The sequence below is a fragment of the Streptomyces sp. NPDC001231 genome (assembly GCF_042896885.1).
In the GTDB taxonomy this organism is placed as follows: domain Bacteria; phylum Actinomycetota; class Actinomycetes; order Streptomycetales; family Streptomycetaceae; genus Streptomyces.
On record NZ_JBIAXS010000044.1, the window covers coordinates 44064 to 60339 of the forward strand.

Here is a 16276-nt window from a genome sequence, read left to right on the forward strand (position 1 = left end):
CCTTGGCTGTGCTGGAGGCGTGCACGTCGCAGGCTAGGAGAAATAGTGGACAGAATCGGTCCTGTATTCGCGTTAGGCTGCGAACATGCCTCGACCCACCGGCCGCGTGCTGACACTCCTGGAGCTGCTGCAGTCGGGCGGCACCCGGACGGTGGCCGAACTCGCCGACCGGCTCGGCGTCGAAGGGCGCACCGTGCGGCGGTACGTGGACCAGCTGATCGACCTCGACGTGCCCGTGGAATCGGTGCGCGGCCGCTACGGCGGGTACCGGCTCGCCCCCGGGTACCGCTTGCCTCCGCTCATGCTCAGCGACGACGAGGCGCTGGCCGTGCTCCTCGGCCTGGTCGCCGGCCGCCGAGCAGGGCTGACAACGACGCAACACACGGCAAACGAGACGGCATCGGCGAAGATCCGGAGAGTGCTGCCCAAGCACATCGCCCGCCGGCTCGACACACTCCTGGAATCCCTCGCCTTCACGGAACAGCCCGGAGAGTTCGACACCCCGGACGCCGGGGTCCTGCTCACCATCGCCGATGCGGTGCGCCACCGCCGACCGGTCTCGATCCGCTACACCGACCGCGACGGACGGCGGAGCGAACGCACGCTGCACGCCTACGGGATCGTCGCCCATTCGGGCCGGTGGTACGTCACGGGCAAGGACGCCCGGATCGGCGAGGACCGAACCTTCCGGCTCGATCGCATCGCAGACGCGCGGACCCTGCCCGGCTCATTCGAAGCGCCGACAGGTCCCGGTCCGGCACAGCGCGTGTTGTCAGGCTTCGCCACGGCTGAGTACCAGCACGAGGTGACCTTGCGGATCCACGGCACGGTCGAGCAGATCCGCGCCCACCTTCCCGCCAGCGTCGCGAGCCTGGAGGAGCACGAGCCAACGGCAGGCGAGGACCGGGCAACCGAGCGCTGGCTGCGCGTCGAGCTGCGGGCGGAGCGGCTCGACTGGTTGCCTCCGGTACTCGCCTCACTCGACCGGCCGTTCGTCATCGAACGCCCCGCTGAACTGCGCGACCTCGTCATCGAGCTCGCCGATCGCCTCGCGTCCTGCGCCCGCCAAGCCTGACCGCGAGGAACCAATGTCATGAGATGGCACACCTAAGCGAAACCGCCGCAGCCCAAAAGCGGCCCCCTGACCAGAGGGCCGCTGCCCATTGCCGCGTCCTGCCCACCCTCATCCGCCCTGTTTGTAAGCACTTGAGAAGAGCTCTTTCTGCAGCATCCCGACGCGGAGATCATCACGAGCTTCCCCGGACTTGCCGTGCTCACCGGTGCTCGGATACCCGCGGAGATCGGTGACGACCGCTCTCGACTCGACACGGCCCGAGACCTGAAGGCCTACGCCGGAGGCGCCCCGGTAACGAGGGAATCGGGCAAGAGCCGTCGCGTCAGCCACCGCCGGATCAAAAGGGCAGGTCATGGGGCGTCAGCAGTGGTGGCTGAAAAGTGGTTTGGCGGCCGTGACCGCGCTGGCGTTGGCCGCGTGCTCACCTACCGGACAAGGGCCGGCGCCCGCGACGAACCGTCCGCGCCCGCCGGCACTCCAGGCGGTGAGGCCGCCGAATCCGGCACACTGCCGGGCCTCCCGACCGCGGAACAAGCCCGGACGGAGTTGGCGGGGCTGACGGTGGCGGCACACGGCTCGATGCGCGGCTACAGCCGCGCGAAGTTTTAGCGTTCGGGTAGTGCCCCGCGCTGACAGGACGCAGGGCTCGGGCGGCCCCGCACTCCGCGCCCTGGGTAGGGGCCGCCCCCGACGTGGGGCAGGTCGACGGCGCGGGCGGTGGTGATCCACTCGGTGAGTTTGACGTCGTTGCCCTCTGCCGGTTTCAGCAGGACGGCGAAGCCGCGTACGAGATCGGCGAGTGCGGTCATCTCCGGGCAGGTCCCGGCGATCTTCTCCGACAGGGTCGCTCCCCTCGGGCGCAGATTCTCGGGATCGGTGAGCAGGAGACGGCGGGCGTGACGCGGGGTGGTGACGCGGTGGTCGCCTTCGGCGCGGCCCTGATTGAGGTAGCGGACCAGTAGGTTGGCGCTGACGGTGTAGCCCAGCTCTCGGATCTCCCGCAGCAGTTGGGTGACGGGGATGGCGGGGTCGGCCGCACGGCGGGCGCGCAGATGGTCGCGGTAGGGGTCGACGAGGGTCGGCCGGTAGGCGGGGGCGATGCGCGGGTCTGCGGTTCGGGCATGCGGGCGTAGCGTTTGACGGTGTTCGGGGCCAGGTTCAGGCGGCGGGAGCAGTCGAGCAGACCGACGCCCCGGCCGAGGAGATCGTGAACCTTGTTCCAGCGTTCGCGGGTGGTCTGCTCGCGCACTCCGCCCGGGGCGGGGCGGGTTGATGGTGGCCCAGCAGCCGGCGTGGGCCCGGACCTCGAGCAGAACCCTGTCGCACAGGTTGCGCCAGAGGTGCCATCGGTCGCTGACCTGCACCGCGTCGGGCAGGGCACGGGCCGCGGGCGTCGCCGTCGCGCTGGTCGCGCTGCGCCGGGTGACCCCGCCCGGAACCCTGTCCGTACGACCGGGCATCGGCGCCGGCATCGTCGTACGGGGGCTGCTGTGCGCGGTGTACTTCGGCAGCGAGGCGTTCATCCCGCTGGGTCTGACCGAACTCCGCGACCTGAGTGCTACTCAGGTGGGTCTCGGTCTCTCGGCGGGCGCGCTGGCCTGGGTCGTGGGCTCGGCACTCCAGGCCCGGCGGGACGCGTCCGCCGCCGCGGGCGGCAGGAGACAGGTACGGGGCGTGGCGCTGGGCAGCGCCGTCCTGCTCGCCGGTGTGCTGATCACCGGCGGGGCGATGCTGGTCCCCTCCATCCCCGCCCTGCTGGCCGTGCTGGGGTGGACCGTCGGTGGCCTCGGCATGGGCATTGCCTTCAACGCGGCCACCACCGACACGATGGAACAGGCAGCCGCCGGTCAGCAGGGCACGGTCAGCGCAGCCCTCCAACTGGCCCAGACCCTCGCCACGGCCCTGATCAGCGGCCTCGGCGGCGCGGCCATTGCCATCGCGCACGCCCATGGCTCGACCACGCGGGCGGCCCTGCTGTGCGTGTTCGCGGCGACGGGCCTGCCGGCCGCTCTGGCCGTCCTCGCGTCCGGCCGCCTGCGGCCGCGTACGGCGTGAGACTCGAGACCCCCGCCCTGGAACGGAGCGAACCATGCCCCCCGACTCCCCGGTAGCCACGGAAGGTTCGTCCGCACCCTGCGCACCGAAGGCGGCAGTCGGCGGCCCCCTGCTCGGCTGCGCTCGCCCTGCTCGCCCTAAACTTGCGAGCCCCGCTCACCTCGGTCTCCCCGTTGCTCACGCCCCTCCGCGACGACCTGGGGCTCGGCGACACGGCGGTGGGGGTCCTCACCTCGTTGCCCGTGCTGTGTCTGGGCCTGTTCGCGTTCGCAGCGCGGCGGCTCCAACGCCGCTGGTCCGGCCGTACGTTGCTGGTGCTGTCCCTCCTGGTCCTCGCGCTGGGCGGACTGATCCGGTCGGACTCCTCGGCGGCGGCGCTGTTCGTCGGCACGGTCCTGGTGGCGGCCCCGATCGGGATCGCGAACGTACTGATACCGGGCCTGATCAAGCGGAGGTTCCCGCGCTCCGTACCTCGTGTGTCGGCGTTCTACTCGGGCGCGCTCACCCTCGGCGCGGCGGGCGCCCCGGCGGTGGCCGTGCCGCTGGCACAGGCGACCGGATCCTCCTGGCGGCTCCCGCTGCTACTCCTGGCCGTACCGGTGGCGCTGGTCACGGTCGCGGTGGTGCTCCGGGCGGTGGACCGCGAACCACCCGAGCCGACCGGTGAGGCGAGGCGCGTACGACTGTGGGGCAGCCCGTTGGCCTGGCAGGTGACCGTGATCTTCGGCGCCCAGGCGCTGCTGTCGTACACCGTGTTCGGCTCGCTGCCGACCATCTGGCAGGACCGCGGTCCGAGCGCCGTCTCAGCGGGCCTCGCGCTGTCCCTGTGCAACGCGGTGGGCGTCCTGGGCGCCTGGCTCCTGGCCGCCTTCGGCCGCCACCTCCCGGACCAGCGGGCGGCGGGGGTGACGGTGGCCTTTCTGACCGGGGCGGGGCTGATCGGCGTGTTCGCCGCCCCGACGGGCCTCATCTGGCCGTCGGCCGCCGTACCGGGCCTCGGCCTGGGGGCCGGATTCGCCCTGGCCCTCAACCTCTTCGCCCTGCGTTCCCCGGACGCCCCCACCACCGCGGCCCTGTCCGCGATGGCCCAGGGCACCGGCTATCTGATCGGCGTCCTCGGCCCCTTGGGCGCGGGCACCCTCCACGACGCCACCGGCTCCTGGTCCTGGCCGCTGGCCCTGCTGCTGATCGCCTGTGCCGTCCAGGCCCTGACCGCTCTCCGTGCGGGCCGCACGGGCACGGTCACGGATTGGCCGGGACGCCGACCACAGGCCGACTTGCGCCGCTCCGCGATACCGGCCACCGCACTGCGCTCCCGAAACTCCACAAGTAACTTTGACAAGTTACTTGTGGAGTTTTATCGTTGCATCATGAACACAGACCCCACGCCGCAGTCCTCCACTGCGGCAGCGCAGCGCCTCAATGACGCGATCAAACGCCTGCGCGCCCGCCTGCGCGCGGAATCGGGGCAGCACGCAATAGGCCTGACGACCACACAGCTCTCCGTCCTGGCGAGCGTGGTACGGGAAGGACCCGTCACCGCCGCACGGCTCGCCGTCCTGGAGCACGTCAGCGCCCAGTCCATCGCGCAGAGCCTCGCGGTACTCAAGGCCGCCGGACTCGTGAACAGCCAGCCCGACCCCGCGGACGGCCGCAAGAAGCTGATGAGCCCCGATCCGTCCGCGACCGATCTCGTCGACAAGCTACTCGCGGGCCGCGCCGACTTTCTGACGCGGGCCATCGACCGGCTCGTCGCCCCCGACGAGCGCGAAGACCTGGACAAGGCCATCGAACTGCTGGAGCGCCTGGCCTCGGCCGACCTGGATCAGGAACCCACCGGTGACGGCGGCAGGAGTGGCGGCACCCGATGAGTACGGCCCCCGCACGGGCCGACACTGCGACCCGCGATCCGCGGCGCAAGCCGTTCGCCTGGCCGTTCACCACGCCCCTGTATGTGGGCTCGGCCCTCAACCCGATCAACAGCTCCATCATCGCGACCGCCATGGTCCCCATCGCCACCGACCTGAACGTCTCGATCGGCAGCACCGCCGTACTGGTCTCCTCGCTCTACCTGGCCAGCGCCGTCGCCCAACCCACCGCGGGCAAGCTGGCAGAAGTGCTCGGCCCGCGACGGATCTTCCTCTCCGGCATCGTCCTCGTCCTGCTCGGCGGCACCACCGGCGGCTTCGGCCAGAACCTCGCGATGCTGACTGCCGCCCGCGTACTGATCGGCATCGGCACCTCGGCCGCGTTCCCCTGCGCCATGGTCATGATCCGGCGCCGCGCCGAGGACGCCGCCATGGACGCCCCGCCGGGCGGAGTTCTCGGCGGCCTCGCCATCGCCGGCATGGCCACCGCCGCCGTCGGCCCGCCGATCGGCGGGCTGCTCGTGGGCGCCGCAGGATGGCGCTTGGCCTTCCTCATCAACCTCCCGGTCACCGCGATGGCCCTCGTAATGACCTCGCGCTGGCTCCCCAAGGACCCGCCGCTCGACCGGACCGACCGCAGCTTCCGCGCCGTCGCCGACCGGATCGACCTCCTCGGCATCCTCGGCTTCGCCACCTCCATGACCGCGCTGGTCGTCTTCCTGATGGGCCTGCCGGACCCCGAATGGATCGCGTTCGCCGTCTTCGTCGTGGCCGCCGCGCCGACCGTCTGGTGGGAGCTGCGCAGGAGTGCGCCCTTCTTCGACTTCCGCGGTCTTGCCGCCAATGGCGCCCTCGCACGCACCTACCTGCGACAGGCCCTCACCCTCCTCGGCGTCTACTCCGTGATGTACGGCATGACGCAGTGGCTGGAGGCCGCGCACGGCTTCTCCGAGGTGCAGGCGGGCCTCCTACTGCTGCCGATGGGCGCCGTCTCCGCGCTCCTGTCGCACCCGCTGGCCCGTCGCAATCTGGTGCGCGGGCCGCTGCTCGCCGCCGCCCTGAGCATGCTGGTCGGCTCAGCAGGGATCATGCTGCTCACCTCGGCCATCCCGGCGATCGTGATCGTCCTGGTCTCCCTGGCCTTCGGCGTCACCTCCGCCGCGACCACGGTCGGCAACCAGACCGCCCTTTATCTCGCGGCGCCGCCCGACCAGATCGGCACCGCCTCCGGCCTGTTCCGGACCTTCGGCTACCTCGGCACCATCACCTCGTCCGTCATCGGCGGCATCGTTTTCCGTGACGGCGCGAGCGACCAGGGGCTGCACTTCCTCGGCCTCGTCCTGGTCCTGGCGGGTACGGCCGTGCTCCTGCTGACCGCCCTCGACCGCCGGCTGATGGGCCGGAAGAAGCACGGTGCGACGGACGACGTTCCGGACCACCCCGACACCCCGACCGACACCGCCCACGCGGCGATGACCCCACGCAAGGAGAACCACGCATGACCACCCCCGCCCTCCCCGAGTTCGCCCCCCGGCGTGCCGCGCTGCTGGCGATGGACTTCCAGAACGGGATCATCGCGAGCATCCCGGAGCCCGACGCCCTCATCGGGCACGTCACCAGCGCGATCGCCGACGTCCGTGCCGCGGGCGGCACCATCGGTTACGTCCGCGTCGCCTTCACCGAAGACGATTGGGCGTCCGTGCCCGCCACCAACAAGACCTTCAGCGGCGTCGCCGCGGCGAAGATATTGCACCACGAGGACGCCACGACTCAGATCGACGACCGGATCGCCCCGGCCGACGGCGACATCGTCGTCCGCAAGATCCGCTTCGGTGCCGGCTCGACCACCAACCTCCACGAGCAGCTGCGGGACCGGGGTATCGACACCCTGATCCTCTCCGGCATCAGCACCAGTGGCGTCGTCCTGTCCACCCTCATCGACGCCGCCGACCGCGACTACCGCGTCTACATCTTGACCGACGGCATCGCCGACACTGACCCCGAGGTCCACCGCGTCCTGGTCGACAAGGTGTTCCCGTCACGAGCCCACCTCATCGACACCACACAACTCGCTGAGCTGCTCAAGGCGGCCTGAGCTCGCTCTACCGCTCGCCCCGCCCCTGGTCCATCACGGTCGCGGCCACCGTCGTAATGGTTGGCCTCCACCTGCACCGCCCGTGCGTAGCGCCGGTATGCCTCGTCGGACACGGGACCGGTTGGGGACGAACAGATTGACGCCGAACGCGACGCCTTCCGCGCGCATGGTGTGGATCTGCCCGGCGAGTGTCTGTGCGGTCTTGTACCCGCCGGCGAGGAACCCCAGCCCGCCTGCGGGACGGGATCGTCGGCCCCGCGACCTGGAAGTGCCTACGTTACGGAGGACGGTTCATGAGCCTTTGAGTGGTTCTGGCGTCGCCTGAAAGTGCGGGTGTGGGCGGAAGCCTGCCGAACCACGGGCCGTGACAGATGGTGTGCACCCGCTTCCGCCGCCACGCCCTGGACGGCGTGTTCACCCGAGCCTTCCAAGCAGATCCAGTCCCGCGCGGACGCGGCCGGGGACATCGACTGGCTGGTTCCGAATCGACTCTGTCATCGTGCGGCGGCGGTTCCCGTCAATGCTCGATTTCTATCTGCGCAACCATGTGGACGGGTCATCGATGATGGCCCGGATGACCGAGCTCGCGGCCCCGAGCACGGAGGCGTCGGTGCCCGCGAGCGAGATCCGGACGCGGATCGGAGACCAGGATGAGGACAGCACCCGAAGATCGACCTCACGCTGCACCTCTGGCTGGATCCAGGGCCCCAGCGGTGCGTAGATGCCGCCGAGCACGACGCAGCCGATGTCGAGGAGTTTGACGGCCCCGGCGATCGTGATACCGAGAGCGCGGCCGGCCCGCCTGAGCGCCGCCAGGGTTTGCCAATGGCCCGCCTCGGCCGCCTGCACGATGCGGCCGACGGTAGCCTGTCCCCCCATTGAGGTGGCGGCCCGCAGGGGGAGTCCGGCGGCCCGCAAGATGGCCTCTTGGCCGGCCACTTGTTCCAGACAGCCGTGGGCGCCGCACTGACATGGTGGTCCGTCCATCCCGATGGCCATGTGCCCGATCTCGCCGCTCCAGCCGTGCTCGCCACGGAACAGCGCACCGCCCATGACGATGCCGGCGCCCACCCCGATCTCGCCCGAGACATGCAGAAAATCGGTGGGCGCGGCGCCCCGGTCCATGCGTAGTTCGCCCAGCGCGGCGAAGTTCGCCTCGTTGTCGACCGTGATCGCCAGCCCGTCCAAAGCTCCGGTCCGGGCGAGCAGGGACGAGATGTGGACGTCGCGCCAGCTGAGGTTGGGTGCCAGGCGCAGCAGCCCCTTGTCGACCAGTCCGGGAACGGCCACGCCCGCACCGGCCACGGTCAAGTCCAGCCTCTCGGCGGCAGTGATCGCGGTCGCGGCCATGTCGGCGACGGTGCTCAGCACCTCGCGCGGGGTCCGCCCCCGCTGGTCCTGTTGTACAACCTCCTGGTAACGGACTCCTCCGGCGAGGTCGATGACGCATGCTGCGATGTAGTCGACGCTGATTTCCAGCCCGAGCCCGGCCGCTCGATCGTCGGCGAGTACCAATCCGGTCGCCGGGCGGCCCGTCGGCCTGGTCTTGCGTGGTTCCAGTTCGCCGACCAGACCACCCTCGATCAGGACGTCGACCAGAGTCGAGACGGTGGCCCTGGTCAGTCCGGTCGCCGCTGCCACGTCGGCACGCGACACCGGTTCCGCCGCGCCGGCGATCTGGTTGAGCACCAGCGACAGGTTTCGGGTCCGCAGGCTTTCTTGCCGGGCCGGACTGGCCATGGCTTCTCTGTTCCCGGGTCCTGCCGAGTCTCCACCCTTCATAGGTGTTGACACTGCCACATTCCCGCTCTAAGTTCAGCGACTAAACAAAGCCAATCTGGACATGGATCTCACCTTGGGGGACCACGTGACCGTGCCGCGGTTGCGGGTGTAGGGCGTCAAGACGTTCCCCGGGGCCCGAGCACTCGATGGCGCTGACCTGGAGACACTCCCGGTGAAGTGCAGTGCCGGCTCGGGCGGAACGGTGCCTCGGAAAGTCAATTCTGATCAAGGTTCTGGCCGGCGTGCTTCAGCCGACGGCGGTGAGATCCATGGCCGCGGCGATGTGCCGAGGCCCGATGGACCGTGGTCCGGCGATGTCGGACCGCAGAGGGAGGGGCCGTCCATGCACGTGAAGCTCCTGCGATTGCTCGCCTCGTCAACCGCGAGTGGCTAGGAGCCATCCACTGAGGGTGTCCCTCAGTCCCGGCAAGAGACCCCCCGTACCGCATTACGAGGGGACCCCCGACCCCGTCCCGGCCCAGCCCGGCATGTGCGGCCGGACGCCCCCAGAACGTGGGGCGGGGCGCTGACGCTGACAGCACCCCGGCGCACCCCAACCAGCAATCGCCCGATGAGTCCACATTCCCCCGAGCCCCAGAGGAACGGCTGTGGCCCACAGACATAGAACCCTACGCCGAATAGCCGCGACGATGGCGTTTGCCCTCGTCCTTCCCATCCTGTCGCTGGTCGCCCCGGCGGCCCTGACGTCGCCGGCGCACGCCGCCACTGCGGCACCTGCCTTCAAGGTGCTCGTCTTCTCCAAGACCACCGGATTCCGACACGACTCGATCCCTGACGGCGTCGCAGCCATTCAGAAGCTCGGCCAGGAACAGGACTTCGCGGTCGACGCCACCGAGGACAGCGCGGCGTTCACCGACGAAAACCTGGCGCAGTACCAGGCCGTCATCTTCTTGTCCACGACCGGCGACCCGCTGGGCACGCAGGACCAAAAGGACGCCTTCCAGCGCTATATCCAGCACGGCGGCGGTTTCGCCGGCGTCCACGCCGCTTCCGACGGCGGTTACAACTGGCCGTGGTACGGCAAGCTCGTCGGCGGGTACTTCAAGTCGCACCCGGCGATCCAGAACGCCACCGTCAAGGTCGAGGACCCGGCGCACCCGTCGACCGAGGGTCTGCCGACATCGTGGAAGCGCAACGACGAGTGGTATGACTACCAGGCCAACCCGCGTGGCACCGTGCACGTGCTGCAGTCGATGGATGAGAAGTCCTACAACGGCGGCACGATGGGCATCGACCACCCGACCACGTGGTGTCAGGACTACGACGGCGGCCGGTCGTGGTACACGGGGCTCGGTCACACCAAGGAGAGCTTCAGCGAGCCGGAGTTCCTGAAGATGCTCCTCGGCGGCATCAAGACCGCCGCGGGTGTGGTGAAGGCCGACTGCGCGGCGTCGCAGAGCGCCAGCTTCGAGAAGGTCACCCTCGACAACAAGACGTCGAACCCGATGATGCTGGACGTCGCAAAGGACGGCCGGGTCTTCTACATCGACCGCCTGGGCGACGTCAGGGTCGTCAAGCCGACTGGCGGCACGGTGACGGCCGGTCACCTGAACGTGTTCACCGCCAACGAGAGCGGGCTGCTCGGGCTGGTGCTGGACCGTGACTTCGACACCAACCACTGGGTGTACCTGTTCCACTCCCCAGTGGGCGAGAACGTGGACCGGCTGAGCCGGTTCACGGTCACGGGAGACACGCTCGACATGTCGAGTGAGAAGAAGATGCTCGACGTGCCGGTGCAGCGGGCGGAGTGCTGTCACCACGGCGGCGGCATGCTGATGGATCGCAAGACCGGTGATCTGTGGCTGGCTGTGGGCGACAACACCAACCCGTTCGCCTCGGACGCCTACACCCCGATCGATGAGCAGCCGGGCCGTGAGGCGTGGGACGCGCAGCGCACCTCGGGCAACACCAACAGCCTGAGTGGCAAGCTGCTGCGGATCCACCCCGAAGCGGACGGCACCTACAGCGTGCCGGCGGGCAACCTGTTCGCTCCGGGGACGGCGAAGACGAAGCCTGAGATCTACAGCATGGGCTTCCGCAACCCCTTCCGGATCGGCCTCGACCCGAAGACCGGGAATCCGATGGTCGCCGACTACGGCCCTGACGCCGGGTCTCCGAGCGCCACGCGGGGTCCGGAGAACACGGTGGAGTGGAACCTGATCACCAAGCCGGGCAACTACGGCTGGCCGTACTGCACCGGTCCCAACAACCCATACATCGAGTACGACTTCGCCACCAAGAAGTCCGGATCGGCGTTCAACTGCGCCGCCCCGGTCAACAAGTCGCCCAACAATACCGGGCTGACCAACCTGCCGCCGGCGATCCCGGCAACGGTCTGGTACCACTACAACACCGACCCGAACCAGTTCCCCGAACTGCAGGGCGGCGCGCCGATGGCGGGCCCGGTCTACCGGTATGACGCGGACCTGAAGTCGGACGTCAAGTGGCCGGCGTACTGGGACGGCAAGGCGATCTTCGGCGAGTGGAACACCAACAAGATGTTCTCGTTCCAGCTGAATGAGGACACCACCAAGCTCGTCAAGATCAACCAAATTCTCAAGTCCATGAGCTTCAAGCGGCCCATGGATATCAAGTTCGGCCCTGACGGTGCGCTGTACCTGATCGAGTGGGGGTCCGGGTTCGGCGGTGACAACGCCGACTCGGGCGTCTACCGGATCGAGTACGTCAAGGGCAACCGGCCGCCGGTCGCCCGCGCCTCGGCGGACAAGACCGACGGTCCGCTGCCGCTGGCCGTGAAGTTTTCCAGTGAGGGGACCAAGGACCCCGACGGCAAGGCGCTCACTTACGCCTGGGACTTCGGTGACGGCACGGACGGCACGACCAACGCCAACCCCACGCACACCTACACCAAGGCGGGCGAGTACAACGCGGTCCTGACCGTCACCAACGACGACGGCATGACCGCCAAGGCCAGTGTGACGATCACAGCGGGCAACACCCGGCCCACCGTGAAGGTGGACCTGCCGCCGAACGGCGGATTCTTCGACTTCGGGGACCAGGTGAAGTTCAAGGTCACCGTCACCGACCCCGAGGACGGCCAGATCAACTGCAACGAGGTCCAGATCCAGGCGATCCTCGGCCATGACGGTCACGGTCACCCCCTCGACCAACTCAAGGGTTGCGAGGGCATCGTGCAGACCAACGAGGGCGGGCACGGCGCCGACGAGAACCTCTTCTATGCGATCGAGGCCAGCTACACCGACCACGGCGCCGCCGGCGGGGCCAAGCCGCTGACCGGGCGGGGTCAGGTCGTGTTGCAGCCCAAGCACAAGCAGGCCGAGCACTTCTCGGCGACCGGCCGGGTCTCGGACAGCAAGGCCACCACTGCCCATGGCATTCGGACGGAGACCACCGGCGACCCGCTGGGCGGCGGCCTGAACATCGGGTACATCCGGGACGGCGACTGGTGGTCGTTCGACCCGGTGAACCTGAGCAACATCGACGCGATCCGGCTGCGGGTGGCCTCCAACAACTCCGGCGGGACTGTGCAGGTCCGGCAGGGTGACCCGGAGAACGGGAAGCTGGTCGGGACGGCCGATGTGACGGGCACCGGCGGCTGGCAGCAGTACGTCGATGTCACGATGAAGCTGACCAACGCGTCGACCGACAGCGGCCCGCTGTACTTCGTCGTGCGCAAGCCGGCGAGCGCGGGCGACGACGCCTTCTTGATCAATGCCAACTGGGTCGACTTCATTGGCAAGGGTGTCACCGACAGTCAGCGCCCGGTGGTGACCGCGTCGGCGAACCCGACCTCGGGCACCGCGCCGCTGAAGGTCGACTTCACCGCTTCGGCCACCGACCCCGACGGCAACCTGCCGCTCACCTACAAGTGGGACTTCGGGGTGAAGGGAGCCCCGCAGCCGACGACCGCGAACGCGAGCTACACCTACAGCGCGCCGGGAACGTACACCGCCTCGGTCACCGTGACCAACGCCAAGGGCGCGGCGACGACCAAGGAGATTTCGATCAAGGTGGAGGCGTCGAACACGCTCTGCCTGACCGGACGTTCCGACGACTTCCTGGGCACTGAGCTCAACCATGACCGCTGGTCGGTCATCCGGGAGAACCAGGACCTCAAGGTCGCGGACGGCAAGCTCGTCATCCCGACGTCGAACACCGATATCTACGGATCCAACAGCGGCTCGCCGAACATCGTCGTGCAGCCGGCGCCGTCAGGTGCCTGGATGGCCACCACCAAGGTCACGCTCAATGCCCGCGACGCCTACCAGCAGGCGGGCCTGATCCTGTACGGCGACGACGACAACTACGCCAAGATGGTGCTGCAGGGCCGCGGCACCGACAACCACGCCAACCGTATCTTCCAGTTCATCCGCGAGGAGAACGGCGATCCCAAGGAGGTGACGGCCAGTAACACGGCCCAGCTCGGGGACGCCTACCCCGACACCGTGTACGTGCGGTTCATCAGTGACGGCACCAACCTGACCGCTCACTACTCGGCGGACGGCATCAACTTCACCGCGATGCCGGAGACGAAGCCGCTCGCCGGGATCAAGAACCCGAAGATCGGCCTGTTCGCCATCGCCGGGACCGGCAACCGCCCGGTGATCGCCGCCCACTTCGACTGGTTCCACATCACCCCCGACGACACGGCGACCAAGCCGGGTCCGAACGACGAGTTCGACGGCACCACGCTCGACCAGTGCCGCTGGGACTCGATCGTGCGCCACGACCCCTCGGCCGTGCGGGTGACCGGTGGCAACCTGGAGATCGACACCTCCAAGGGAGACATCTACGGCACCGACAACAGCAACCCGAAGAACTTCATCGTGCAGAAGGCGCCGGCCGGCGACTGGACGCTGGAGACCAAGGTTGACGGCAGCGCCTTCAACGAGCGGTACCAGCAGGCCGGCCTGATCGTCTACAAGGACGACGCCAACTACGTGAAGTTCGACTTCGTCACCGACAACCAGCCCGGCGAGGCCGTCGCCCGGCGGCTCGAACTGCGCAGCGAGATCGGCGACGTGGTCCAGAACCCGCAGCCTGCGGTCAGCAACCTCACCAGCGGCGTGGCCTGGCTGCGACTGAAGAAGGAAGGCGACACCTTCCACGGCTACTACTCCGCCGACGGCAAGACGTGGACCGAAATCGCGTCGAACGGCAACCCGACGCCGGTCAAAAACGACGTCGTCTCGGCGAACGCGAGAGCCGGACTCTACGCCTTCGGCGTCAACCAGACGGCGTCGAAGACGGCCAAGTTCGACTACTTCCACCTCACCCCGGCGGTCGAGCAGGACAAGACGCCGCCGGTGACGACCGCGAAGACCGACCCGGCACAGCCGGACAGCGGCTGGTTCACCGGTCCGGTCACAGTCACGCTGACCGCCGCCGACGAGGACAAGGGCAGCGGCGTCGACCGTACCGAGTACAAGCTGGACGGCGGCGACTGGACGGCCTACACCGGCCTGGTCATCGTCTACGGAGACGGCTCGCACACGCTGGCCTACCGCTCGGCCGACAAGGCCGGCAACGTCGAGGACGCCAAGACCTTCACGGTCAAGGTGGACGCGACGGCGCCGATGACCACCGCGAAGATCGCCTCGGCGAACGACGACGGGTGGCACAACGGCGCGGTGCCGGTGACGCTGACCGCGACGGACGCGACGTCCGGCGTGGCCAAGACCGAGTACTCCACGGACGGCGGCCCCTGGACGCCGTACACCGCGACGGTCACGATCACGGGCGAGGGGCAGCACGAGCTGCGCTACCGCTCGACCGACAAGGCCGGGAATGTGGAGGACACCAAGGCCGTCACGGCCAAGATCGACACGAAGGCACCGACCGTGTTTGTCTCCGGCGTGGCAGCCGGCGAGAAGTACGGCGACAGCCAGGACCTGGCCGTCAGCTGGCAGGCCGTCAACTCCGGGTCCGGGATCGCGTCGGTGAGCGGCACGCTGGACGGCAAGCCGTTCACCTCCGGCACGGTCCTGGCGTTGCACGAACTCGGCCTGGGCAAGCACACGCTCAGCGTCACCGCCGTCAACAAGGCCGGCAACCGGACCGAGCAGACCGTGAAGTTCACCGTCGTCACCTCGACGGCCGACATCGCGAGCCTGATCGACCGCTTCGAAGGCACCGGAAAGCTCACCCCGCTGGGCGCCCACAAGCTCCACGGCAGGCTCGATGGCGCGATCGACGCCGAGAACAAGGACAAGTCCAACGACAAGACCATCGATGAGCTGGAGAAGTTCAAGGCCTTCGTCAACGACGACAAGAACGTCTCCGACGACCAGGTCCGGGCCACGCTCCTCCGCGACGCCGACGCACTGATCATTCAGTACGGCGGCACGCCGAAGGGCTGACCACCGGCCGCGACCCGAAGAGGTGCCGGGCGACCGAAGGGAACCCCGGCACCCCGCTGAACCAACCAGGGTGCCCCGCGACAACTGTCGCGGGGCACCCGCCCCATTCCGCTCCCATCAGTACATACGTCCAACGTTCATCAGGAGGTGGGCATCATCAGCCGACGCAGGGAACCGACGGTGGTCCGGAAATCGCCCCGAGGTCGGGTGCTCACACTCGCGGCCGCATTCACGCTCGGCGCGCTTCTCGTCGGAGGCCTGGTGTTCGCCGGAACCCGGGCGAGTTCGACCGAGCGGACGGCCGACCGGATTCGCGTCGAGGCCGCCCAGCGGGACAAGACGCAGATCAAGACCCTGACCGAGCTGGCCCGTACGACCCGCGACCGGCTCGTCCCTGTGCTCGAGGGCCTGGACCGGGCCATGCCCGCTGACGACAGCACCCGATCCGCTACGGTGACCTCCGCCGACGTCGCGGGTTGGCGGAATGCGGCCACTGCAGCCGTCGCGGCCTTCGCCGATCCACCCTCCGGCGAGACCGCTACCAACGTGGCGAGGTCGAGCCTTGCCTCCGCCGTACGCCAGATCGCCACCACCGTCGACACATACGCGACCTCGCGGGCACTGACCGGTTCCACCCGCGAGACCGTGGTGGCCCTCGCCGTACGGCAGCGCGCCGACGCGATCTTCACCTGGTCGACCGGGGCCACGGCGCTCGACGCCGCGAACACCGACGCAGGCCTCGGACACCAGCACGTGTTCTTGCCGGCACCCCCCGGCAGCGGAGCACTCACCCCCGACGACGAACCCGAAGGGAGCCACGGACCATGAAGATGACACGGAGGCACGCCACGACGACTGTCCTGTTCACCGGGCCCGTCCTGCTGCTCGGCGCACCGGCGGCGTCCGCCCATAGCGGCCCGATCAAGCTGGAAGTGACCGGGGATGGGGCCTCCCCCTGAATGGTGGACACGCTGATACTGGGTCTGCTTGATCCGGAGGAAGCGAGAACACCGCCGATGGCGATGAAGGACTACTCGGA

General features: G+C 68.8%; 9 protein-coding genes and 3 pseudogenes. 10 read left to right on the forward strand and 2 right to left on the reverse strand.

Annotated elements, in window-relative coordinates; genetic code table 11:
* Nucleotides 1-85: 85 nt before the first annotated feature.
* Together ACFY3J_RS35670 and ACFY3J_RS35675 are read left to right on the forward strand one after the other, a co-directional pair.
* Nucleotides 86-1075, forward strand: a complete 990-nt coding sequence (locus tag ACFY3J_RS35670) for a helix-turn-helix transcriptional regulator (RefSeq protein ID WP_390842610.1) — start codon at nt 86-88, stop codon at nt 1073-1075.
* Between the two features lie 138 nt (nt 1076-1213).
* Nucleotides 1214-1417: pseudogene (locus tag ACFY3J_RS35675) on the forward strand (transposase); the annotation flags it as partial.
* A gap of 347 nt (nt 1418-1764) precedes the next feature.
* Here the strand turns inward: ACFY3J_RS35675 and ACFY3J_RS35680 are convergent.
* Nucleotides 1765-2463 (reverse strand): annotated as a pseudogene (locus ACFY3J_RS35680) (ISL3 family transposase); the annotation flags it as partial.
* A 34-nt stretch (nt 2464-2497) separates the two neighbouring features.
* Here ACFY3J_RS35680 and ACFY3J_RS35685 point away from each other — a divergent pair.
* The 5 genes and pseudogenes from ACFY3J_RS35685 to ACFY3J_RS35705 all read left to right on the forward strand — a co-directional run bounded on the left by ACFY3J_RS35685 (nt 2498) and on the right by ACFY3J_RS35705 (nt 7093).
* Nucleotides 2498-3130, forward strand: a complete 633-nt coding sequence (locus tag ACFY3J_RS35685; protein WP_384187754.1) for a hypothetical protein — start codon at nt 2498-2500, stop codon at nt 3128-3130.
* Between the two features lie 143 nt (nt 3131-3273).
* Nucleotides 3274-4230, forward strand: a pseudogene (locus ACFY3J_RS35690) (MFS transporter); the annotation flags it as partial.
* A gap of 270 nt (nt 4231-4500) precedes the next feature.
* The gene (locus tag ACFY3J_RS35695) at nt 4501-5001 is read left to right on the forward strand and encodes a MarR family winged helix-turn-helix transcriptional regulator (RefSeq protein WP_384187760.1); all 501 of its coding nucleotides are present in this window, start codon (nt 4501-4503) and stop codon (nt 4999-5001) included.
* Nucleotides 4998-6500 carry an MFS transporter gene (locus ACFY3J_RS35700; RefSeq protein ID WP_390842611.1) on the forward strand — a complete coding sequence of 501 codons (1503 nt, stop codon included), beginning with the start codon at nt 4998-5000 and terminating at the stop codon, nt 6498-6500. The genes ACFY3J_RS35695 and ACFY3J_RS35700 overlap by 4 nt, the downstream gene beginning before the upstream one ends.
* Nucleotides 6497-7093 (forward strand): cysteine hydrolase family protein, encoded by a 597-nt coding sequence (locus ACFY3J_RS35705; RefSeq protein WP_384187746.1) that lies wholly within the window; start codon nt 6497-6499, stop codon nt 7091-7093. Before ACFY3J_RS35700 ends, ACFY3J_RS35705 begins: the two co-directional genes overlap by 4 nt.
* Nucleotides 7094-7624: 531 nt before the next feature.
* On the opposite strand, the gene ACFY3J_RS35710 is transcribed toward ACFY3J_RS35705, so the two are convergent.
* Entirely contained in the window at nt 7625-8833 is a 1209-nt protein-coding gene (locus ACFY3J_RS35710) for an ROK family protein (RefSeq protein ID WP_384187743.1), read from the reverse strand.
* A 692-nt stretch (nt 8834-9525) separates the two neighbouring features.
* Between ACFY3J_RS35710 and ACFY3J_RS35715 the strand changes: the two genes are divergently transcribed.
* From ACFY3J_RS35715 to ACFY3J_RS35725, 3 genes are all read left to right on the forward strand, one after another.
* A complete protein-coding gene (locus ACFY3J_RS35715; RefSeq protein WP_390842612.1) occupies nt 9526-15237 on the forward strand; it encodes a ThuA domain-containing protein in 5712 nt (1903 codons plus the stop codon).
* A gap of 207 nt (nt 15238-15444) precedes the next feature.
* Nucleotides 15445-16065: a hypothetical protein gene (locus ACFY3J_RS35720; RefSeq protein ID WP_384187738.1), complete on the forward strand. Its 621-nt coding sequence runs from the start codon at nt 15445-15447 to the stop codon at nt 16063-16065.
* Nucleotides 16062-16196, forward strand: a complete 135-nt coding sequence (locus ACFY3J_RS35725) for a hypothetical protein (RefSeq protein ID WP_390842613.1) — start codon at nt 16062-16064, stop codon at nt 16194-16196. Before ACFY3J_RS35720 ends, ACFY3J_RS35725 begins: the two co-directional genes overlap by 4 nt.
* Nucleotides 16197-16276 lie beyond the last annotated feature (80 nt).

Bases quoted from the DNA above. Each gene is read 5' to 3' on its own strand.
- ACFY3J_RS35705 (WP_384187746.1), top strand. From the start codon at position 6,497: ATGACCACCCCCGCCCTCCCCGAGTTCGCCCCCCGGCGTGCCGCGCTG.
- ACFY3J_RS35695 (WP_384187760.1), top strand. From the start codon at position 4,501: ATGAACACAGACCCCACGCCGCAGTCCTCCACTGCGGCAGCGCAGCGC.
- ACFY3J_RS35715 (WP_390842612.1), top strand. From the start codon at position 9,526: ATGGCGTTTGCCCTCGTCCTTCCCATCCTGTCGCTGGTCGCCCCGGCG.
- ACFY3J_RS35725 (WP_390842613.1), top strand. From the start codon at position 16,062: ATGAAGATGACACGGAGGCACGCCACGACGACTGTCCTGTTCACCGGG.
- ACFY3J_RS35670 (WP_390842610.1), top strand. From the start codon at position 86: ATGCCTCGACCCACCGGCCGCGTGCTGACACTCCTGGAGCTGCTGCAG.
- ACFY3J_RS35710 (WP_384187743.1), bottom strand. From the start codon at position 8,833: ATGGCCAGTCCGGCCCGGCAAGAAAGCCTGCGGACCCGAAACCTGTCG.
- ACFY3J_RS35700 (WP_390842611.1), top strand. From the start codon at position 4,998: ATGAGTACGGCCCCCGCACGGGCCGACACTGCGACCCGCGATCCGCGG.